We start from the raw sequence: 20,303 nt of genomic DNA on the forward strand, positions 1-20,303 counted from the left end.
AGAGCGCACGCATGCCCTCGAACAGCAGACGCTGTCCGGGGGTGGCCGAGAGGGATCAGAGGGTGGCGAGGAGGTCCGCGCAGGCCTGTTCGCAGCGACGGCACGACTCCGCGCAGACGAGGCAGTGCTCGTGCATCGAGGCGTGCTTCTCGCACTCGTCAGCGCAGGCCCGGCAGACCGCTTCACAGGCGTCGAGCAGGGCTCGGATCACCTCGGTGTTGCGGGCCGTCTGGCGGGACAGGACCGCCGCTGTCGTCGCGCAGATGTCGGCACAGTCCAGGTTCGTCCGGATGCACTGCCTGAGTTCGGCCACCATGTCCTCGGCCAGGCAGGCGTCAGCGCAGGCCGTGCACGTCTGACTGCACTCAAGACAGGCCCGGATGCACTCAACCAACTTCTCCCCGTCGACGCTCGCGAGTTCCTGGGGGTAGGTGTCGAGCATGGCTTCGATGGTCAACATGTCGTCCTCCTTCCGGCGCGCGCCGGGAGTCACCGGCTGTGGACGCGCCGAGTTGCTCTGGCCTCCACGCTAACAGCGCAGATCGGTCAGGGCAGGCGTTCCGCCGTGATCTAGCGGCCGGAGGCGTACTCGAACTCGACCTCCAACGACGGGTCGATGGCCGTGATGATCCCCTCGTAGAAAGCCTCGGCCTGGTCCCTGAGGAGGTCCTCGTTGGCGTCGATGTACTGGCTCTGCGCCTCGTCGTTGAGGATCTGGTTCGTCATCTCCACCGCGTCGATCTCCGGGGTGACCCAGCTCAGCACACCGTTGTTCTCGGTCACCAGCTTGAAGTTCGCATCGTTGTGACCGATGAAGATGAACTCCGGAATGGAGACGGTGAAACTGTCCTCGCTGGTCTTCTCGATCCGGACGTCGTCGCCGTCGATACCGAGTTTGGCGTTGAAGCTGTACTGCAGGAACAGCGCCCGCTCACTGCCGGGTACATCGATCCCGAAGATTGTCCGACGCTCGTTCTTCTCAGCGATGCCCTGGATACCCAGGCTCAGGAGTGACACCTGTTCCTCCCGGGAGATGGCGTTGATGACCTGGCTGCTGAGGACTTCAGACCGGGTGTCGAGCGCAGATTCCCGGTAGCTGTTCCACATTTGGACTCCGACAAAGGCGACCGCGATTCCCAGGGCGATCCAGACGGTGACCTTGACGCCCTCGCGTAGCCGATCCTTCATCCGACAACCCCTTTACCGCTCGTCCACTCGGAGGCGCCGCACTGCGATCCGGTTCGTCCGGCCATGGGGCGCCCGTCTCGTGGGTGCCCCATGGCCGATGACCAGAGGTGGATCAGCTCTTCCCGCTCTTAGCGCGGGCGTTGGCCTCGCCCTCGGCCAACTTGGTGAGGAGCTCATCGGTGCGCGACTCCTCGTCGAGCGACTCGCTGAGGAGCGACGCGCCGTCGTTCAGCCCGAGCATCGAGGCCCAGCGACGGAGGGTGCCGTAGCGGGCGATCTCATAGTGCTCGACGGCCTGGGCCGACGAGATGAGGCCAGCATCGAGGGCCGGGCTCTCCTTGAAATCCTCCATGATTCCGTCGCCCTCGGCGATGAGACCGTCAATCGCCTCGCAGCGCTTGGACGTGGGCTGCCGGTCGATCATCTTGAAGACCTTTTCCAGCCGGGCGATCTGCTGCTCGGTCTCCTTCTGGTGGGTCAGGAAGGCCTCGGTCAACTTGTCCGAAACGGCGCTGTCGGCCAGCTTCGGCAGCGTCTTGGCGATGTGGCGCTCGGCGTAGTACATGTCGCGGAGCGTGTCGAAGAACAGGTTGTCCAGGGTCTTGTCGGCCATGATGGTCACCTTTCACTCAGGGGGATTTCTCCTTCCAACCGACGCTAATCGCTGCTCGGCGCAAGCACCTCACCCCGACGGACCAGAACCGAGCGGCGTCGGACATCTCCTTCGAGGGTGACGATCAGGTGAATTTGTGGCTACGGGTGCATGATTCCTGCGCCGAAGACGACCGGGAATGGGGTAGAGGCTGTTATTTTTGTGCTGCACGCTCACAGGAGAGGTCGCCCCGAATGATCCACACCGTGCACGCCCGTCACCGGCGCCACAGCGCGCACCCGGGGATAGCGGCCGGCCGAGAGGCGATACGACCGTGAGCGATGTGCGAGGCGTGCGCGCCGTGCATCCGAGGCCCCGAGGGATTCCTGTCCCTGGGGCCTCTTTTCATTCCACCTGCAACCCACATGAAAGGAACCGTGTCGCATGGGACTTCGTCTGAGGCATCAGCCGCACCGCTACATCGCCGCCTGCCAGCTCGATGAACACTTCCGCACGGCCTTCGTCGTGGGGCTCGACTACGACGTCAAGGGGGAGGTGGAATGGACCTCGGCCGTGATCGGCATCCTGGAGGGCACCTACTCTCCCTTCAAGGTGCATCCCACCAAACGCGTCCGTTCCGCAGGCGGGACCGTCGACATGTCCTGGCCCATCATCGTGCGGCTCAATTACTGGATCGACATTCCGTGGCGCAAGAGGCCTGAACTGCACCAGCGCGCCACCCGGCTGGAGATCCTGCGCCGCGACGGGTGGACGTGTGCATACTGCGGCGGGCATGCGCTCACCGTCGATCACGTGCACCCTGCGTCCCGCGGCGGCGGATGGACGTGGGGCAACCTGGTGGCGGCGTGCTCGCTCTGCAACGGTCGGAAGGGCAACCGGACTCCGGACGAGGCGCAGATGAAGCTGCTGTGGGACCCGAGTTCCTCCACCCTGGAGTACTCAGGCGTCCAGGCCGAGGTCTGGCGGATCCTCGAGTCCGAGAGCTACTGAGCCTCCGCGACTGCCCGCTCGAGCTGCGCGAAGGTGGCCTCGTCGAAGGCCACCAACCGAACCTCTCCGACGGCGGTGTCAGCCCCGTTGACGGACTCGACGGCGGCCGCGATCGCATCATCCTTGGGCCAGCCGTAGATGCCCGCGCTGATCAACGGAAAGGCGACACTCCGGGCTCCCAGTTCCTCGGCCACCTCCAGCGAGCGCTGATAACAGGAGACCAACAACCCCCGGTCGCGCTCGCCCGCGGCGTAGTTGGGACCGACGGTGTGGATCACCCAGCGGGCCGGCATGTCGCCAGCGGTGGTCCAGCCGGCGTCGCCCGTGGCCAGGCCGTGCGGAAACCGTGTGATGCATTCCTCGAGGACCGCCGGGCCGCCCGCGCGGTGAATCGCACCGTCGACCCCGCCACCGCCCCGCATGCGGTTGTTGGCGGCGTTGACCACCGCGTCGACGTCCTGTTGCGTGATATCTCCCCGGATGACCTTCACCTTGACCATGTCGACCATGGTGCCAGCACCTTAGGCTGGAGCTAGCAGGTCACCGAACCCGATGGAGCTCCCCATGGACATCATTCTCATTCCCGGACTCTGGCTGGACGGCTCCTCGTGGGAGCGCGTCACCCCCGCCCTGCTGAAGGCCGGTCACCGCGTGAGCACCATCACACCGCCAGGCCACGATGGTGCGGACCCCCGCCACGTCACCTACGCCGACCTCGTCGCGGCCATCGTCACGGAGATCGACAGCGCCAGCGGTCCCGCCATGCTCGTCGGTCACTCAGCCGCGTGCGCCGCCGCCTGGGCCGCAGCTGATCGCCGGCCTGGCCGCACGGCCAGGGTGCTGTTGCTGGGAGGTTTCCCCATCCCGGACGGCATGATGCTGTTGGACGGCTTCGAAACCAACGACGACGGCGTCCTGCCCTTCCCCGGCTGGCAACCATTCGACGGCCCGGACATCGCCGACCTCAGCGAGGGGGACCGGGCCTGGCTCGAGGGCCACATGTCTCCGGCCCCTGCCGATTACGCCCTCGGCACGCAGTCGCTGGGCAGCCCGAAGCGCTACGACGTGCCCGTCGTCATGGTGTGCCCGGAGTTCTCGGAGGCCGATGTGCGCGACTGGATTTCGCAGGGCTTCGCGCCCGTGTCGGAGCTGCCCAAGGTTCGGCACCTTTCGTACGTGGAGTTGGAATCCGGCCACTGGCCGCAGGCGAGCCAGCCGGAGAAGCTCGCCGACGTGATCCTCACCGAGGCCTCCGGGGGACGTTAGAACGACGCAGAACCCCGGCCGCGAGAGGATCGCGGCCGGGGGCTCTGGTCGTTCAGGGGGTCACCGCAGCGACGGCGAACCCAGCATGACGATGTTATTGAACACCCATTCGTTGCTCTGGCTGAAGGCGTACCCGCCAGTGCTCCTCGGGGTGGCCTTATAGACCGTCACGCAGGTGTACGAACGGCACCCGTTGCGGCCGGTGGCGGCGGTGTCGCACTCGGTCATCCACTTGCGGCCGTCGGACGCGGCGGTCCACTCGGTGGTGTGACCGAGTAGAACAGACAGCCTCGGGTGGCGTCCGTGATGGCGATGCTTTCGGCCGGATAAACCTGTTCTGCTCACCCATCGTCACGGCACCGGCTGTCCATCTGCAAGGAGCCGGCCAATCTGAGCGGATATGACAACAGAGAGTGCTCATTTGGCGGCGGGGCCCGTGGCGGCCCAGCGTGACGGCCGATCCGCGCGCCGCCGACGAGCGATGCGCTCCGGACAACCTGCTGTCCGCTGACCGCGAACTGGGATGCCCTCGCCGCCGAAGGAGTGGGGCAGTAAGTTCGCGCGCACACCCTCGACTGAAGGAACACCCATGAGCTACCGCCCGGAAACCTTGGCCGTTCATGCCGGCCAGGAAACGCCTGATCCCACCACCAACTCCCGCGCCGTCCCGATCTACCAGACCACCAGCTTCGTCTTCGACGACGCCGAGCATGCCGCAGACCTGTTCGCCCTCCGCAAGCCGGGCAACATCTACTCGCGGCTCATGAACCCCACCAGCGACGTACTCGAGCAGCGACTCACGGCCCTCGAGGGTGGCGTCGGCTCACTCGTCACAGCATCCGGTGCCTCGGCAGTGACGTACGCGGTGCTCAACCTGACCTATTCGGGCGACAACATCGTCGCCCTCTCCACGCTCTACGGCGGCACCTTCGCCCTCTTCGCGCACACGCTGGCCCAGTTCGGCATCGAGGCGCGCTTCGTGGACCCGAGCAAGCCGGAGGAACTGGCCCAGCACGTCGACGAGAAGACCAAGCTGGTCTTCGGCGAAACCGTGGGCAACCCCGCCCTCAACGTCATCGACCTCGACGCCTGGTCGGCCGCCGCCCACGAGCTCGGCCTGCCGTTCATCGTCGACAACACCGTCCCGACGCCGCACCTGACCCGCGTGTTCGACCATGGCGTCGACGTGGCCGTGCATTCCCTCACCAAGTACCTCGGAGGCCACGGCACCTCGCTGGGCGGGGTCCTCATCGACTCCGGGAACTTCGACTGGAACGCGCACGCGGAGCGTTTTCCGGGGCTCACCGGCCCGGACGCCGCCTACCACGGGGTGGTCTGGACGGAGGCCGTGGGCAACCTCGCCTACATCATCCGGGCGCGCACCGTTCTCATGCGCAACACCGGCGCCACCATCTCGCCGTTCAACTCGTTCCTCGTCCTGCAGGGAGTCGAGACGCTCCACCTGCGGATGGAACGCCACAGCGAGAACGCGCTCAAGGTGGCGCGCTTCCTGGAGCAGCACCCCCAGGTGGATTGGGTGAACTACCCGGGTCTGGAGTCGAGCCCCACCCACGAGGTGGCGCTGCGCATCCTCAAGGGCGGTTTCGGCGGCCTGGTCTCCTTCGGCATCTCCGGCGGGCGGGCGGCAGGGCAGCAGTTCGTCGAATCACTTGAGTTGTTCAGTCACCTGGCCAACATCGGCGACGCCAAGTCGCTCGTGATCCACAACGCCTCCACCACCCACTCGCAGTTGAGCGACGAGGAACTGGCCGCGGCCGGGGTGCCGGCTGAGATGGTGCGGCTCTCGGTGGGGATCGAGCACATCGACGACATCATCGCCGACCTCACGCAGGCGCTGGACCAGATCTAGACGCCTTCGTTGCCCACCTGTTCGCGCGGTGCGTTCTCCTGGTGGACACGCGTCTCCTCGACGCTGTCCTCCGGGATCGCACCGTCGGCGGAATGGGCGTGTTCCTCGTCCATCTCCTCGACCTCGTCGGCCTGGGGGTCGACCAGGGGCACGGACTCCGAAGCGGGGTCAGGGCGGCGATCTTCAGACATCGGTCCTCCTCAACTGGGTGGTCTTCGTCAGGCTAGCGGCTCCCCGTGTCGCCGGGAAGGGTCGGCGCCCACCAGGCACAGTGACCACACCTCGCAGTGGGTCGCCGGTTCCTGTAAGAATGGGCCGGTGACTTCCCCTGGCAGCGTCGGACTGGTCGAGACCCACTCGGCCCGCCTCTTCGACGACGGCTTCGCCACCCGCAGCGGCACCACGTTGCCCTTCGTGGATGTCGCCTACGAGACCTACGGCAGGCTGAACGCCCAGCGCAGCAACGCCATCTACATCTGCCACGCGTTGACGGGCGATGCCCATGCCGCCGGCTTCCACGAGGGCGACAGCAGGCCGGGCTGGTGGGACAACCTCATCGGCCCAGGCAGGGCGATCGACACGGACCAGTGGTTCGTGGTGTGTTCCAACATGCTGGGCGGCTGCCAGGGCACCACCGGTCCCGCGTCGATCAACCCGGCCACCGGCGAACCGTACGGGTTGGACTTCCCGCTGCTCGACATGGGTGACTTCGTGGAGGTGCACCGGGGGCTCGCCCGTCATCTGGGCATCGCGAAGTTCGCGGCCGTCGTCGGCGGCTCCCTCGGCGGCATGCAGGTGTTGCAGTGGGCCCTCGACCACCCCGAGGACCTCTCACGGGCCATGATCTTCGCCGCATCCTCGCGGCTCACCGCGCAGAACATCGCCTTCTCAGCAGTGGGACGGCAGGCGATCATGCGCGATCCGCACTTCCACAACGGCGCGTTCCTCTCGCGGGGCAGCGCGCCGGACCTCGGCCTGTCCGTGGCGCGCATGCTGGCACACATCACCTACCTCTCGGAGGAGGCGTTCCAGGAGAAGTTCGGGCGCAACGCCCAACGCGGTGAGCTGTCGCCGAACTTCGGCATCGACTTCGCCGTGGAGAGCTACCTGGAGTACCAGGGCGAGCGGTTCCTCAGCCGCTTCGATGCGCTGAGCTACCTGTATCTCACGCGGGTGATGGACTACTTCGACGCCTTCGCGGACCCTTCGGCCCTCGACCGGCTGGTTGCGGATCCCGTGAAGTTCCTGTTGATCAGCTTCACCAGCGACTGGCGGTTCTCGACCGCCCACACCCGTCGCATCGTGAGGCATCTCGAGGGTGCGCGGATCCCCACCTCGTTCCGGGAGATCGAATCCACCTGGGGCCACGACTCGTTCCTGCTCGAACTGCCCGACTACCACGCGACGGTGCGGGCGTTCCTGGACAGGGCAGCAGAGGAGACCTCGTGACCTCCAGCCTCTTCAGACCTGACCTGGCCATCATCACGTCCCTGGTCCCGGAGGGGAGCCGGGTGTTGGACCTCGGCTGCGGCAACGGCGATCTGCTGGCCATGCTGCACGCCAAGGGTTGCACCGGCACCGGCGTCGATGTCGCCCCGGACCGGGTGCTCAACTGCCTGCGCCGCGGCGTCGACGTGATCGAACTGGACCTGGACACCCAACTGGGGGAGTTCGCCTCAGACTCCTACGACTTCGTGGTGCTGTCGCGCACCCTCCAGACGGTGCACAGGCCCCGCGCCGTCCTCACCGAGATGGGCCGCATCGCGCTGCATTCGATCGTCACCATGCCCAACTTCGCGCACTGGCGCAACAGGCTCCGGCTCATGCGGGGCCGGATGCCGATGTCGAAGGACCTGCCCTTCAAGTGGTACGACACACCCAACGTGCACCACACGTCGCTGACGGATCTCGAACCGCTCTTCAGCAAGCTGGGCATGGTGATCGACCGTCGGATCCCGCTCGACGCCGAGGGCCACCCCCACAAGCTGGGGAACCTGGCGGCGAACTGGGCGGCCAGTTCCTCGCTCTACCTGTTGCACGCCCGCCGTTAGCCCTGGGGCGACAACACCTTCAGCAGGCGCTCCATCGAGCCGCCGAGGGCCAGTTCCTCGCTCAGTTCAGCTGCCCGCTCGGCGTTGAGGGCACCTCTCTGGAGAGCCGGCAGCTCGAGGGTGTCGACGCAGGTGACCACCTCACGGGCCTTCACGAGGTACTCGACGTCGGCCAGGAGCTTGGACCGCATGGACGGCGACATCCCGGATCCCGGCTCGACGGCTGCTTCCACCATGGCCTCCAGGCTGGGATAAGCGTTGACCAGGTAGGCCGCGCTCTTGTCGCCGATGCCCTTGACCCCGGGAAGGCCGTCGGAGGGATCGCCCCGCAACACCGCAAAGTCGACATAGCGGTCGGCGGAGAGCCCATACTTCTGGGCGAGTACCTCCGGTGTCACCAGTTCGTGCTTGGCCACGCCCCGTGCCACGTAGACGACGGAGGTCTGCGGGTCGACGAGCTGAAACAGGTCGCGGTCGCCGGTGACCACCAGCGTGGTGCCCTGGTGCTGGCGGGCGAGCGTGGCCAGCACGTCGTCGGCCTCGTGGTCCTCCGCGCCGATGATGGGGATGCCGGTGGCCTCGAGGGCCGCTCGGATCAGGGGCACCTGGATGGTCAGGTCGTCGTCGACCTGTTCGATCTCCGCGCCCGCCACCTCGACGACGCGGTGGGCCTTGTACGAGGGGATGAGCTCCACCCGCCAGTCGGGCCGCCAGCTGATGTCCCAGGCGCAGGCGATCTCGTCGGGGGAGTACTGCTGCATCAGGCGGGAGATGAAGTCGAGCGTGCCCCGTACGGCATTGACGGGGCGCCCGTCCGGCGCGCGAAAGGTGGCCGGGACGCCGAAGAACGCCCGGAAGTACAGATATGAAGTGTCGAAGATCATCAGGGTGCTCACCCGGCCATGGTGGCACACCGGGGGAGTGGGTGACTGGGGGTAGGCTTCCCGCGTGATCTCGCGACCCGCCCTGCCCGTCGGCGTCTCAGCATTGGTGGCCGTCTGCATCGGCCTGCTGATCGGCGCCGGCCAGGCGCCCATGGGCGTGTGGCCAGCCACGATCGCCGGCCTGGCGCTGTTCACCTGGTTCATGGCCGCGCGCCGCCCGGGGACGGCCTTCGGCTACGGCTACCTGATCGGTCTGGCCATGAACGTCCTCACGGTCTCGTGGGTCTCGGTGCTGGGCATCTGGGTGGGTGTGGCCCTCGTCACCTTCCTGTCGCTGTGGTGGGCGCTGCTCGCACTGGTGGTGTCGCGGCTGGTGCGGTTGCGGTTCTGGCCGCTGCTGGTGCCCGCCGCCTGGGTGGCCATGGAGTTCGTGTCGGGCAAGATCCCGTTCGGAGGCTTCTCCTGGACCAGGCTGGGGTTCACCGTCGTGGACCAGCCGATGTCCGGGTGGCTGGGTTTCGTCGGCGTCACGGGGGTGTCCTATCTGGTGGCCCTGGTGGCCAACTCGCTGCTCTTCGCGGCGCTGGACAGGAAGCGCCGGGTCCGGGTGCTGGCAGGCGCCCTGGCCATCTTCGTGGTCGGCGGCCTGCTCAACCTGACCCCGCACGCTGATCCCGAGACGACCGTCAGCATCGCCGTCGTGCAGCCGAACGTGAACCGGCAGGAACACGGGACGGGGTCGTACGCGCGCTCCGTCACCAACAACGCGCTGAGCGAAACCGTGTTCGCGCTGGCTGAGGCCCGCACCGGCGACTGGCCCACGCTGGACTTCGTGCTGTGGCCGGAGAACGCCACGGACGTCGACCCCATCCTGGATCCGGAGACCCGCCGCATGGTGGAGGTGGCCGCGCTGTTGGCGGAGGTACCGATCTTCGTGGGCGCCGTGATGAACGGCCCCGAGCCGGACACCCGCCAGACGTCCAGCCTCTGGTGGGACCCGCTGGACGGGCCCGGCGACATCTACCACAAGCGCGACCTCGTGCCCTTCGGCGAATGGATCCCGTTCCGCGACGTGCTGCTGCCCAGGTTGCCCATCCTGCGCCAGATCGGCCGCCAGTCGGTCCCGGGGGAGGGGCCGGGAGTCGTCGACGCCCCCATCGCAGGGAACCCGCACCTCCAGGTGGGCACCATCATCTGCTTCGAACTCGCCTACGACGACACCAGCTACGACGCGGTGCGCGGCGGGGGAGAGATCATCGTCTCCCAGTCGAACACCAACACCTACGGTGGCACCTTCCAGCCCGCCCAGCAGCTGGTCATCAACCGGGTCCGGGCCATGGAGACCGGCCGCGAGGTGGTCGTCTCCACGCTCAACTCGCTCACCGGCCTCGTCGACACGCGGGGGCGGGTGCAGGGCCTCACCTCGGAGTTCGAGGCGGCCAACCGCATCGTGACCGTCCCGCTGCGCTACAGCATCAGCCTCCCGGTCCGGCTGGGCTCCGCACCGGCCTGGGCCGCGCTCATCGTCACCTTGGCGGCTCTGGCCTACACCTACCGTCGCCGTGGACCGGAGGCCGGTAGCATTGCCCGGAACAACTCACCCCAAGGACAGCCACATGACCAGCACTGACGCGCTCGACCGGGTGCTCGTGATCATCCCGACGTACAACGAGTCGCAGAACATCGAGAGCATCACGAACCGGCTGCGCAAGGCCGTGCCGCACGCGCACATCCTCATCGCGGACGACAACTCGCCGGACGGCACCGGCGAGATCGCCGACAGGCTGGCAGGCAGCGACGAGAACGTCCACGTGATGCACCGCACAGGCAAGCAGGGCCTGGGGGCCGCCTATCTCGCGGGCTTCGAGTGGGGGCTGGAGCGCGGCTACGGCGTCCTTGTGTCCCATGACGCGGACGGCTCACACCAGCCCGAAGAACTGCCACGCCTCCTGCAGGCCATCAATGACGGTGCAGACATGGTGAAGGGCTCGCGCTGGGTGCGCGGTGGCTCGATCGTCAACTGGCCGGCGTCCCGCGTGCTCATCTCCAAGGGCGGTTCGCTCTGGACCAGGCTGATGCTCGGCATCCCGGTCAAGGACGCCACGGGTGGCTTCAACGCCTACCGCGCCACAACATTGCGCGGCATGAACCTCAACGAAGTGGCGTCGGCTGGCTACTGCTTCCAGATCGATCTGGTGTGGCGGGCCATCAAGCATGGTTTCAAGGTGGTCGAGGTTCCCATCGAGTTCGTGGAGCGCGAATTCGGCGACTCCAAGATGAACCGCAGCATCGTCGTCGAAGCACTCATCCGCACCACCCTCTGGGGCATCGACCACCGCCTCGGCCAACTCGGCCGCACCGCGTCGGGCCTGCTCGGGCGCGGACGCAACAAGGACCGTTAAGTGGCTGGCCGACACGGCGCTGTGGCGCTCAGCGTCACAGCCATCGCGCTGCTGCTCCTCGTGGTGGCAGAAGTTGCTGCCATCATCTGGGTCGCCGGCGAGATCGGCTGGTGGACGCTCGTCCTCATGGTGGGCACCACGTTCCTGGGTTTCTACCTGATGCAGCGGGAGTGGAGGAAGGCCTGGGCGGCACTGTCCGAGGCCATTCGCTCCGGCCAGTTACCCACCGGGCGGATGGCCGACGCCAGCCTGGTGCTGGCGGGTGGCATCCTCCTGACGGTGCCCGGGCTTCTCACGGACGTCCTCGGTCTGTTGCTCCTGTTGCCCTTTACCCGGCCGTTCGTCCGCTCAGCCATCACCTGGTGGGCGGCGCGGGTGCTGAAGCCCACGTCGATCGTGGCGCCCACCGTCATCAAGGGGGAGGCCACCACGGAGGGCCCCGCCACCGACACCCTCATTCCCGGCATCACGAGGAAAAACGACGAGGCCGCCGACGGAAACGTGATCCGCGGCGACCTCGACGATGAAGAGTCGGTTTAGTTCTAGTAGAGCCTGTCAGACTCGCGCAGCTTGGCCAGCTGCTCCTCGAGGATGTCTTCCAGCTCAGGGATCGAGCGACGTTCCCGCAGCATGTCCCAGTGGGTACGCACGGGCTTCTCGACCTTCTCTTCGCCCACGACGCCGTCGGAGCGTACGGCCATGAGGCCACACTGCTTGCACTCCCATTGGGTGGGGAGTTCGGCCTCTGCGGCGAAGGTCACTTCGAAGTGGTGTCCCTTTGGACAGTCGAATCCAAGGTTCTGACGTTCTGCGAATTCGATGCCCTGCTCGTCTTCAAAAGTCTTCGAGCCGAGACCGACGCCACGCAATGCACGATCAGCCATCTTCTTCCCTCCTTCGTCTGCCAATGTCAACGAACCGGGAACCGGAAAGGTTCCCTATTGAGTAGACCACATCCCCCGTGCACGGAGGACGTCTTTGAGCAAGTCCGGCCGGTCTGTGACGAGTCCGTCGACGCCCCAGTCGATGAGGCGGTGCATGGTGGTGGGGTCGTCCACGGTCCAGACGTGGATCTTCCGGCCGGCGGTGTGGATGCGCTCGATGTTCTTCGGGGTGACGATGTCCACCGTCACCGGGCCGATCGGATGCTGGAGCGGCACCTGGTACACCTCGCCTCCGGGCGAGATGGCCCCCATGGTGAGGGCCGCGACCCCCGTCGGCGAAACCGCCGTGGGCACCTGCGGGAGGAGACTGCGGAAACGCCGGATGCGGGTCCGGGCGAACGAACCGACGCACACGCGTCGTTCCGCGTTGTGTTTGACGATGGTCTGCACCAGCGGGTCAACGGCGGTGACGGACTTGATGTCGATGTTGAAGTTGATGTCCGGGAACGTCTCGAACAACTCATCGAGTGTCGGGATGGGCTCGCGGTCGCCTACGCGCAGCTCGCTCAGTTCCGCCAGCGTGAGGTCGCGCAGTGAACCGGCGACATCTGTGACGCGGCCGAGGCTTACGTCGTGGAAGGCCACGAGGTGCCCGTCGCTCGTGGTGTGCACGTCTGTTTCAAGGTAGTGGAAACCCAGGGCGACGGCGTTGGCGAAGGCTCGTGTGGTGTTCTCGATCCCGTGATTGGCGGTCATGAACGACCCGCCTCGATGAGCCATCGCCACGAACTCGGGGGAAAGGTAGTCGGGATACACCGCCGCCATAATCGATCATCGTATGGGGTGACCACGGGTTTCGCCACCGGCCGACCGGATTGACCGCCAGTCATGCCCAAAATGGTTACAGAAGCCCCGGGATGACAAAATGGGCCAATGACCACAGTCCTGTCCATCCAGTCAGCCGTGGCCTACGGCCACGCAGGGAACTCATCGGCGGTTTTCCCGCTCCAGCGCCTGGGTGTCGACGTCTGGCCGGTCCACACGGTGAACTTCTCCAACCACACCGGCTACGGCGCCTGGCGGGGGCCGTTGATCCCGGCCAGCGACGTGTGGGAGGTCGTCCAGGGCATCAACGACAGGGGGGTGCTCGGCAGGGTCGACGCGCTGCTGTGCGGCTACATGGGGGCGCCGGAGGTCGGCCAGGTCATCCTCGACGCCGGTGCCCTGATCAAGGAACAGAACCCCGAGGCGATCTTCTGCGCTGATCCGGTGATGGGCGACGTCGGCCGCGGCTTCTACGCCCGCCCGGGCATCCCGGAATTCTGGCGCGATCACGTCGTCGGGGCTGTGGACATCATGACGCCGAACCTGTTCGAGCTGGAGTTCCTGACCGGGCGGCAGACCACGTCGATGGCCGACGTCATCGACGCGGCGCAGGAACTGCGGGCGAGGGGTCCGCGGGTGGTGGTGGTCACCTCCGTTGTCGGAGCTGACGCCTCGGCCGACGTCATGCGGATGGTGGCCGTCGACGATTCGGGCGCCTGGGAGGTCACCACGCCGGTCATCAACCGCACGTTCACCGGTTCCGGGGACCTCACCACCGCGGTATTCCTGGCGAAGTGGCTGAAGACGCAGGATTCGGGCGATGCGCTGGGCCAGACGGCCTCGGTCGTCTACTCAGTGCTGGAGGCCACGGACTCGGCCGACCACCCGGAACTGCGCCTCGTGGCGGCGCAGAGCGACCTGGTGGACCCGCGGTTCGTCTTCATGGCCACCCGCCTCTGAACCCTCTCAGACCTGGGCCGGCTCGCCCCAGAACGTGTTGATGTTGGCACCCAACTTGTTGAGGCGTTGGGGAAGATCCTCGTAGCCACGGTTGATGACGTAGACGTCCATCAGGGTGGTGGTGCCACGGGCCGCGAGCGCCGCGAGCAGGAGGCAGACGGCGGGGCGCAGCGCCGGGGGTGACTCGATACGACGGCCGCGCCACCGCGTCGGACCGATGATCAGCAGGCGGTGGGCATCCATCAACTGGATGTTCGCGCCGAACTCGGAGAGCTTCTTCAAGTGGATCGCCCGGTTGTCGTAGACCCAGTCATAGATGACGCTCTGGCCGGAGGCCGTGGCGCAGATGACCGCGAAGAACGGCAGGTTGTCGATATTGAGGCCGGGGAACGGCATGGGGTGGATCTTGTCCAGCGGCGCCGTCAGGTCTGACGGGATGACCGTGACGTCGACGAGGCGGGTCTGACCGTTACGGCTGCGGTATTCGGCGGAGCGCTGGAGTACCTGGCCCATCTCGTCCAGGACGGCGAACTCCACCTCGAGGAACTCGATGGGGCAGCGACGCACGGTGATCTCGGAGCGGGTCACGATGCCGGCGGTGAGCAGGCTCATGGCCTCGATGGGGTCTTCGGAGATGTGATACTCGACGTCGGCCTCGATGCGGTCCACACCTGTGATGGTCAGCGTGGTGGTGCCGATGCCGTCGATCCGCACGCCCAGCATCTGCAGGTAGAAGCACAGGTCCTGCACCATGTAGTTGCCGGAGGCGTTGCGCAGCGTGGTGACGCCGGGAGTTCGGGCGGCCGCCATGATGGCGTTCTCCGTCACGGTGTCGCCGCGCTCGATGAGCGTGATGCTGCGGTGCTCCTCTGTCCTGTCGCCGATGGTGGCGTGGTAGTGCCCTTCCGTCGCCTCAACGGTGAGCCCCATCCGGCCGAGCGCCGACATGTGGGGGTGCACGGTGCGCGCCCCGAGGTCGCAGCCCCCGGAGAAGGGGAGGCGGAACTCGTCGAATTCGTGCATCAGCGGCCCGAGCAGCATGAGGATGGAGCGGGTGCGGCGGGCGGCGCGGGAATCGATGGTCTCAGGGGTGAGCTGGGCGGGGCGCTTGATCTCAAGGTCGTTGTCACCGATCCAGGTCAGCTCGACGCCGATCGAGGTCAGCACCTCGGAGATCCTGTCCACCTCCTCGATGCGCGCGATGCCCCGCAACACCGTGCGTCCGTGGTTGAGGAGGCTGGCGCAAAGGATCGCCATCGCTGCGTTCTTGGAGGTGCGCACGTCGATCTCGCCAGAAAGCTTGTTGCCGCCCTCGATCTCGAAGTTGACCGTGCCCTCGGTCACGGTCTGGATCAGTGGCATCTCCAGGGCTTCCGCGAGGCGTCCGATCATGCTCAGCGAGAGGTTCTGCTGGCCGTTCTCGATGCGGTGTACGGCGCTCTGGACGGTGCCCAGTTCGTCGGCCAGCTTCTGCTGGGACCAGCCCCGCGACGATCTGGCGTCGCGGATCATCCGGCCGATGGACTCACTAGTGGCTGCACTCATCAAAACAGGTTATCTCATCGATGAGATAATCGGGGTATCGCGAGGATGGTTTGGTGTCACGGGGAGATCAAAGAGCACTAGAGTGGCGTTCATGAGCTCTGAATTCGACGTCGTTGTCCTCGGCGCTGGACCAGGTGGCTATGTCGCCGCCATCCGCGCCGCCCAGCTCGGCCTGAAGGTCGGCATCATCGAGAAGCGTTACTGGGGCGGGGTCTGCCTCAACGTCGGATGCATTCCGACGAAGTCGCTGCTGCGCAACGCTGAGTTGGCGCACATCTTCAACCATGAGGCCGATGTGTATGGCATCGAGGGCCAGGTCACGTTCAACTACGGCAAGGCGTTCTCGCGCAGCCGCGCGGTCTCGGAGCGGATGACCAAGGGCATCCACTTCCTGATGAAGAAGAACAAGATCACCGAGATCGACGGCTGGGGCACCTTCACGGACGCCAACACCATCGAGGTCGAGAAGGACGGCGGGGAGAAGCAGACCGTCTCCTTCAAGAACTGCATCATCGCCGCGGGTGCCGTCACCCGCCTGCTGCCCGGCACCCAGCTCTCCGCGAACGTCGTGACCTACGAGGAGCAGATCCTCGCAGACTCGCTGCCCGGCTCGATCATCGTCGGTGGTTCCGGAGCCATCGGCACCGAGTTCGCCTACGTGCTGAGCCAGTACGGCGTCGACGTCACCATCGTCGAATACCTGGATCGCATGGTCCCCACAGAGGACGCGGAGATCTCCACGGAGCTGGCGAAGGCCTACAAGAAGCTCGGGATCAAGGTGCTGACCTCCACCAAGGTCGAGGCCATCGAGGACACCGGCTCCGGCGTGCGCGTCACGGTCAGCCCCGCCAAGGGCGGCGACCAGCAGGTGCTGGAGGCTGACCGCTTCCTCTCCGCGATCGGGTTCGCCCCCCGCACAGAGGGCTACGGCCTCGAGAAGACCGGCGTCGAGCTCACCGAGCGTGGCGCCATCGCCATCGACGACTTCATGACCACCAATGTGCCGCACATCTACGCCATCGGTGACTGCACCGCCAAGATGATGCTCGCCCACGCCGCCGAGGCCCAGGGCATCGTCGCCGCCGAGCAGATCGCCGGCGAGCACCCGCACCCGATCAACTACGAGATGATCCCGCGCGCCACCTACTGCCAGCCGCAGATCGCCTCCTTCGGCTACTCGGAGCAGCAGGCCAAGGACAAGGGCTATGACGTCAAGGTCGCCAAGTTCCCCTTCGCCGCCAACGGCAAGGCCTGGGGCCTGGGCGACGCCACCGGCTTCGTCAAGATCGTCGCGGACGCCACCTACGGAGAGATCCTCGGCGCCCACATGATCGGCCCCGATGTCACGGAACTGCTGCCGGAGCTCACCCTGGCCCAGGCGTACGACCTCACTGCCGAGGAGATTGCCCACAACATCCACGCGCACCCCACCCTGTCGGAGGCCATGAAGGAGGCGGCCCACGGCATCGCGGGTCAGATGATCAACTTCTGAGAGCGCTCAGGCTGCAGCGAAACCCCACGCCACCCCGGTGCCGTGGGGTTTCGCCTTTCTCCGGCTGGGCCGGGCTAGGCTCAAGGCATCACGAGGGAGGGTCGGGAGATGACTGGATCGCCGGGATTTCGCGTCGACGGTGAGGTGGCCGTCGTCACCGGGTCGTCGAAGGGGATCGGCCAAGCGGTCGCCGTCGCTCTGGCGGAGGCCGGTGCCCGAGTCGCTGTGACGGCGCGTCAGGAGGACTCCCTTGCGGAGACGGTCGCGTTGATCGAGGCCGCTGGGGGAGTGGCGCTGGCGGTGGCCTGGGATGTCCGTGATCCGGATCGGGCAACCCCGGCAGTCGCGGAGATCGAGGCGAAACTCGGGCCGCTCACGCTCGCGGTCAACAACGCCGGCATCGCAGGGCCCACACCAGCCCTGGACATCACGCCCGAGTTCTGGCGTTCTGTCCAAGAGACCAACCTGGACGGCCTGTTCTGGTGTTGCCAGGCAGAAGGCCGGGCGATGATCGCCAACGGGCGCGGCGCGATCGTCAACATCGCCTCGATCTCCGCCACCATAGCGAATCGGGACCACGATCAGGCCGCATACAACACGGCGAAGGCCGGGGTGGTGCACCTGTCGAAGTCGTTGGCCGTCGAGTCGACGCCGGCTACTGCTGCTGGTGACCGTGGATCAGACGGTGAACAGGGGATCGCCGACAGCCACGTCGGCCCCGACGGCCGCGCCCGTCACCGAATCCGGTGCGTGGTCCATGACGGCGACGACCACCGTCGTGGAGACTCCTGGCTGATCGATGTCATCCGGGTTCCAGGCGACAATGGGCGTGCCCGCGCTGACGGAGTCGCCTCTGGATGCGAGCACCTCGAAGCCGTCGCCTTGGAGTTGCACGGTGTTGATCCCGATGTGCACGAGGATGCCGACGCTATCGTCGACCATCAGGATGAACGCATGGGGGTCGACCTTCAGCAGCCGTCCGTCGGCAGGAGCAAGGATCTGCGCGGGACCGGCCAGCGGCTCAATTCCCACGCCGGGACCGACGATCTGCTCACTGAAGACAGGGTCATCTACGTCGCGCATCGCGATCACATGGCCGGCACATGGCGCCAGAATCTGCATGGAAACTCCTCAGTTTCACATCATCTTCTCACGCAACTTCTTGGGGGGTCCGACGGCCCCGGCATCTCGTGGAGGTGGCTAGCATCGTCCCCATGACAGCATGCATCTTTTGCGGGATCGTGGCCGGGGCGGTCCCGTGCGCCAAGGTCGCCGAGGATGACACGACGTTCGCCTTCATGGACATCGATCCCGGTTCGGAGAGCCACCTGTTGGTGATCCCGAAGCGGCACACCGCCGATCTCATGGAGATCGCCGGAGACGATCTGGCGGCCACCACGCTCGCTGCGCAGCGGATTGCCAAAGTCATGGTGTCCGAACTCGGCGCCGACGGCGTCAACCTGCTGAACTGCAGCGGCGAGGCGGCCTGGCAAACGGTCTTTCATTTCCACCTGCACGTGATCCCGCGTTACCGCGACAAGAACAAGGACCGGCTGCAGTTGCCATTCGAGCCCGGCAGACCGGCAGACACTGATGTCATTGCACGACAGGCAAAGGTGCTGGCTGCATCGCTCTGAGCGGAGAAGCCCCCTCCCGGCGACCCCAACCCGTGTGACCGATAAGCAACATTATGTCATTCTATATGGCTGGGCTCGACGCTCGCAGCTGCGGGGCGCGGGAGGGCTTACTCAAACCAACTGTCACTTGACAGGGGTCTTGTGAGCCGTCCTCCCCTGTTCTAGTCTGGCCTTCTTCACGAGCGTTCGGGGGACGATCATGGGACGGCACTGGATCGACGCCGCCGCGGAAATACTCGAGGCGCCAACCGCAACCACTGGTCGCGCCCGCCTCGCCGCTGCCATCACGGATCATCTCGGCGCCGTCCAGTCCGTTCGGATGACGGTACCCACCCACGGCGAGGTGGCGTGGGGATTCTTCGGATCGGTCCCCTGTCCGCCCGCGGCAGTGTTGCCGTCGGCCGACGACATCAGGACGCATCCGCTCCACAGGTTCCATGCCGAGACCGGCCACCATGGCCCCATGCTCATGGCGGACGCCCTCCACACAGGGCGCTCTCTCAGGCGCAAAGCCCAGGAAATCATCGAGCGGTTGCACCTCACCACGCACCAAGTCTCGATGCCCTTGGAGCCGGTGGACGCGAGGTACCACGGATGGACGATCGTCAGTGACACCCCCATGTCCCGCGCGGCCGTAGAATCCCTCGGCGCACTTCAATCGCTCATCCGTGGTCTGGAGAGACACCTCGAACTCCTCGGCGACCCCGACGGGAATCCGACGGTGAACCTGACCTCGCGGGAACGCGTGGTACTCGCGATGCTGGCCCGGGGCTCCACGGCCCGCGGCATTGCGGCCAAGCTGCTGATCTCGCCCCGCACCGTGCACAAACACCAGGAGAACCTGTACCGGAAGCTCGGTGCCGTCGATCGGCTCTCTGCCGTGCTGCGAGCTCAGGAGTGCGGGCTACTCCCCCGGGCAACCCGCACCCTGGAGATCACCACGGCTTAGCTGGCTTCTTCCTCGCCATTGCCGTCGTCGCCCTTGCATTCGGCCACGAGGCCCCTCAGATCCATGTCGAGTTGCATGAACTGGTCCTCGGTGAGGTAGTTGAAGGGCTTGGGCTCCTTGCCCTTCTTGTAGTAGGCGCCACCACCGGTGATGGCCTTCGAGTGGATCATCGGCTCCTGAGTGAGGTTGTTCTCCTCCATGAAGCCCTTGACGGCCTTGTCCGCCATGTGGCCACACTCCTCGAGGTCCTCCGGTGCGATGATGAACATCCTGCCGAGGTCGCTGAGCGAGACCCAGGCCGTGTTGTTGGCCTGCATGGCGGCGTACGCGGCGCCTTCCCACTCAGCCTTGTAGCAGTGGTGAGCTGAGGCGGTCACCGCGGTGACAGCCATGATCCCGGAGACGGCGGTGGCCATGAGCCCGAGCCGTCGGTTGAGCTTGGACATGTTCTTCCTTCCCTCAAGGCGCCCCCCGGCGCAGTGGTAGCACCAGACTTCCCGGAAAACTTGATCGGGCCAATACGCACTGATACGTAGTCCAGGGGGTGATGCACGAGCCACAGTTCGTCCACTGGCCGGTTCGTCCGGGGTGCCCCGGTATGGATGAAGGGCACCTGGTCTCCGCGCTGTCGTGCTCCACCAATGGGGTGATCCCTCAGGCTACCCCTGCGGGCCTGATCCGCCATTTTCGCTTCCCTTGTCAACGTCCTTGAGTAGCGTGGAGACTCAGCACCCCGCGTGCACCAGA

At 66.1% G+C, this 20,303-nt stretch carries 24 protein-coding genes and 1 pseudogene; 13 read left to right on the forward strand and 12 right to left on the reverse strand.

Annotated features, from left to right (window positions below; translation table 11 throughout):
- Positions 1 to 55: 55 nt before the first annotated feature.
- From ACX1DX_RS03805 to ACX1DX_RS03815, 3 genes are all read right to left on the reverse strand, one after another.
- Positions 56 to 460 (reverse strand): four-helix bundle copper-binding protein, encoded by a 405-nt coding sequence (locus ACX1DX_RS03805; protein ID WP_459397693.1) that lies wholly within the window; start codon positions 458 to 460, stop codon positions 56 to 58.
- A gap of 110 nt (positions 461 to 570) precedes the next feature.
- A complete protein-coding gene (locus ACX1DX_RS03810) occupies positions 571 to 1,188 on the reverse strand; it encodes a hypothetical protein (protein ID WP_459397694.1) in 618 nt (205 codons plus the stop codon).
- Between the two features lie 112 nt (positions 1,189 to 1,300).
- Positions 1,301 to 1,801, reverse strand: a complete 501-nt coding sequence (locus ACX1DX_RS03815; protein WP_076059502.1) for a YciE/YciF ferroxidase family protein — start codon at positions 1,799 to 1,801, stop codon at positions 1,301 to 1,303.
- A 423-nt stretch (positions 1,802 to 2,224) separates the two neighbouring features.
- Between ACX1DX_RS03815 and ACX1DX_RS03820 the strand changes: the two genes are divergently transcribed.
- Positions 2,225 to 2,791, forward strand: a complete 567-nt coding sequence (locus ACX1DX_RS03820) for an HNH endonuclease (protein ID WP_076058886.1) — start codon at positions 2,225 to 2,227, stop codon at positions 2,789 to 2,791.
- On the opposite strand, the gene ACX1DX_RS03825 is transcribed toward ACX1DX_RS03820, so the two are convergent.
- Entirely contained in the window at positions 2,785 to 3,291 is a 507-nt protein-coding gene (locus ACX1DX_RS03825; RefSeq protein WP_076059500.1) for an O-acetyl-ADP-ribose deacetylase, read from the reverse strand. The genes ACX1DX_RS03820 and ACX1DX_RS03825 overlap by 7 nt on opposite strands.
- A gap of 64 nt (positions 3,292 to 3,355) precedes the next feature.
- Between ACX1DX_RS03825 and ACX1DX_RS03830 the strand changes: the two genes are divergently transcribed.
- Positions 3,356 to 4,057, forward strand: a complete 702-nt coding sequence (locus ACX1DX_RS03830; protein ID WP_459397695.1) for an alpha/beta fold hydrolase — start codon at positions 3,356 to 3,358, stop codon at positions 4,055 to 4,057.
- 60 nt (positions 4,058 to 4,117) lie between these two features.
- On the opposite strand, the gene ACX1DX_RS03835 is transcribed toward ACX1DX_RS03830, so the two are convergent.
- Positions 4,118 to 4,285 (reverse strand): hypothetical protein, encoded by a 168-nt coding sequence (locus ACX1DX_RS03835; protein ID WP_182764654.1) that lies wholly within the window; start codon positions 4,283 to 4,285, stop codon positions 4,118 to 4,120.
- A 361-nt stretch (positions 4,286 to 4,646) separates the two neighbouring features.
- Between ACX1DX_RS03835 and ACX1DX_RS03840 the strand changes: the two genes are divergently transcribed.
- Complete coding sequence (locus tag ACX1DX_RS03840; RefSeq protein ID WP_182764653.1) at positions 4,647 to 5,927, forward strand: O-acetylhomoserine aminocarboxypropyltransferase/cysteine synthase family protein; 1,281 nt, start codon at positions 4,647 to 4,649, stop codon at positions 5,925 to 5,927.
- On the opposite strand, the gene ACX1DX_RS03845 is transcribed toward ACX1DX_RS03840, so the two are convergent.
- Complete coding sequence (locus ACX1DX_RS03845) at positions 5,924 to 6,118, reverse strand: hypothetical protein (protein ID WP_182764652.1); 195 nt, start codon at positions 6,116 to 6,118, stop codon at positions 5,924 to 5,926. The genes ACX1DX_RS03840 and ACX1DX_RS03845 overlap by 4 nt on opposite strands.
- 127 nt (positions 6,119 to 6,245) lie before the next feature.
- On the opposite strand from ACX1DX_RS03845, the gene metX reads away from it, so the two are divergent.
- Positions 6,246 to 7,376 carry a homoserine O-acetyltransferase MetX gene (gene metX, locus ACX1DX_RS03850; RefSeq protein ID WP_459397696.1) on the forward strand — a complete coding sequence of 377 codons (1,131 nt, stop codon included), beginning with the start codon at positions 6,246 to 6,248 and terminating at the stop codon, positions 7,374 to 7,376.
- Complete coding sequence (gene metW / locus ACX1DX_RS03855) at positions 7,373 to 7,978, forward strand: methionine biosynthesis protein MetW (protein WP_459397697.1); 606 nt, start codon at positions 7,373 to 7,375, stop codon at positions 7,976 to 7,978. The genes metX and metW overlap by 4 nt, the downstream gene beginning before the upstream one ends.
- On the opposite strand, the gene ACX1DX_RS03860 is transcribed toward metW, so the two are convergent.
- Positions 7,975 to 8,874: a 5'-3' exonuclease gene (locus ACX1DX_RS03860; RefSeq protein WP_459397698.1), complete on the reverse strand. Its 900-nt coding sequence runs from the start codon at positions 8,872 to 8,874 to the stop codon at positions 7,975 to 7,977. The genes metW and ACX1DX_RS03860 overlap by 4 nt on opposite strands.
- A gap of 52 nt (positions 8,875 to 8,926) precedes the next feature.
- On the opposite strand from ACX1DX_RS03860, the gene lnt reads away from it, so the two are divergent.
- Genes lnt through ACX1DX_RS03875 form a run of 3 tightly spaced genes read left to right on the forward strand, consistent with a single transcriptional unit; the run spans position 8,927 to position 11,804 of the window.
- Positions 8,927 to 10,492: an apolipoprotein N-acyltransferase gene (lnt, locus tag ACX1DX_RS03865; protein WP_459397699.1), complete on the forward strand. Its 1,566-nt coding sequence runs from the start codon at positions 8,927 to 8,929 to the stop codon at positions 10,490 to 10,492.
- Positions 10,479 to 11,264: a polyprenol monophosphomannose synthase gene (locus ACX1DX_RS03870; protein WP_076058864.1), complete on the forward strand. Its 786-nt coding sequence runs from the start codon at positions 10,479 to 10,481 to the stop codon at positions 11,262 to 11,264. The genes lnt and ACX1DX_RS03870 overlap by 14 nt, the downstream gene beginning before the upstream one ends.
- A complete protein-coding gene (locus ACX1DX_RS03875; RefSeq protein ID WP_459397700.1) occupies positions 11,265 to 11,804 on the forward strand; it encodes an FxsA family protein in 540 nt (179 codons plus the stop codon).
- 2 nt (positions 11,805 to 11,806) lie between these two features.
- On the opposite strand, the gene ACX1DX_RS03880 is transcribed toward ACX1DX_RS03875, so the two are convergent.
- Positions 11,807 to 12,148, reverse strand: a complete 342-nt coding sequence (locus ACX1DX_RS03880; protein ID WP_076058860.1) for an RNA polymerase-binding protein RbpA — start codon at positions 12,146 to 12,148, stop codon at positions 11,807 to 11,809.
- 54 nt (positions 12,149 to 12,202) lie between these two features.
- A complete protein-coding gene (locus ACX1DX_RS03885; protein WP_459397701.1) occupies positions 12,203 to 12,973 on the reverse strand; it encodes a glycerophosphodiester phosphodiesterase family protein in 771 nt (256 codons plus the stop codon).
- A 108-nt stretch (positions 12,974 to 13,081) separates the two neighbouring features.
- Between ACX1DX_RS03885 and pdxY the strand changes: the two genes are divergently transcribed.
- Entirely contained in the window at positions 13,082 to 13,933 is an 852-nt protein-coding gene (pdxY, locus tag ACX1DX_RS03890) for a pyridoxal kinase PdxY (RefSeq protein WP_459397702.1), read from the forward strand.
- 6 nt (positions 13,934 to 13,939) lie between these two features.
- Here pdxY and relB read toward each other — a convergent pair whose 3' ends face one another.
- Positions 13,940 to 15,478: a type II toxin-antitoxin system RelB family anti-toxin gene (gene relB, locus ACX1DX_RS03895; protein ID WP_459397703.1), complete on the reverse strand. Its 1,539-nt coding sequence runs from the start codon at positions 15,476 to 15,478 to the stop codon at positions 13,940 to 13,942.
- A 91-nt stretch (positions 15,479 to 15,569) separates the two neighbouring features.
- Between relB and lpdA the strand changes: the two genes are divergently transcribed.
- Together lpdA and ACX1DX_RS03905 are read left to right on the forward strand one after the other, a co-directional pair.
- Positions 15,570 to 16,970: a dihydrolipoyl dehydrogenase gene (lpdA, locus tag ACX1DX_RS03900; protein ID WP_459397704.1), complete on the forward strand. Its 1,401-nt coding sequence runs from the start codon at positions 15,570 to 15,572 to the stop codon at positions 16,968 to 16,970.
- Positions 16,971 to 17,078: 108 nt separating this feature from the next.
- A pseudogene (locus ACX1DX_RS03905) lies at positions 17,079 to 17,612 on the forward strand (SDR family NAD(P)-dependent oxidoreductase); the annotation flags it as partial.
- A 36-nt stretch (positions 17,613 to 17,648) separates the two neighbouring features.
- Here the strand turns inward: ACX1DX_RS03905 and ACX1DX_RS03910 are convergent.
- Positions 17,649 to 18,092 (reverse strand): PTS sugar transporter subunit IIA, encoded by a 444-nt coding sequence (locus ACX1DX_RS03910; protein WP_076058848.1) that lies wholly within the window; start codon positions 18,090 to 18,092, stop codon positions 17,649 to 17,651.
- A gap of 92 nt (positions 18,093 to 18,184) precedes the next feature.
- On the opposite strand from ACX1DX_RS03910, the gene ACX1DX_RS03915 reads away from it, so the two are divergent.
- Both ACX1DX_RS03915 and ACX1DX_RS03920 read left to right on the forward strand, forming a co-directional pair.
- Positions 18,185 to 18,607 carry an HIT family protein gene (locus ACX1DX_RS03915; RefSeq protein WP_459397705.1) on the forward strand — a complete coding sequence of 141 codons (423 nt, stop codon included), beginning with the start codon at positions 18,185 to 18,187 and terminating at the stop codon, positions 18,605 to 18,607.
- 199 nt (positions 18,608 to 18,806) lie between these two features.
- A complete protein-coding gene (locus ACX1DX_RS03920) occupies positions 18,807 to 19,556 on the forward strand; it encodes a helix-turn-helix transcriptional regulator (RefSeq protein ID WP_459397706.1) in 750 nt (249 codons plus the stop codon).
- Here the strand turns inward: ACX1DX_RS03920 and ACX1DX_RS03925 are convergent.
- Positions 19,553 to 20,002, reverse strand: coding sequence for a hypothetical protein (locus tag ACX1DX_RS03925; RefSeq protein ID WP_459397707.1), 450 nt, complete (start codon positions 20,000 to 20,002; stop codon positions 19,553 to 19,555). The two genes, ACX1DX_RS03920 and ACX1DX_RS03925, sit on opposite strands and share 4 nt — an antisense overlap.
- Between the last annotated feature and the right edge of the window lie 301 nt (positions 20,003 to 20,303).

This window comes from Tessaracoccus zhenghani (assembly GCF_054552775.1).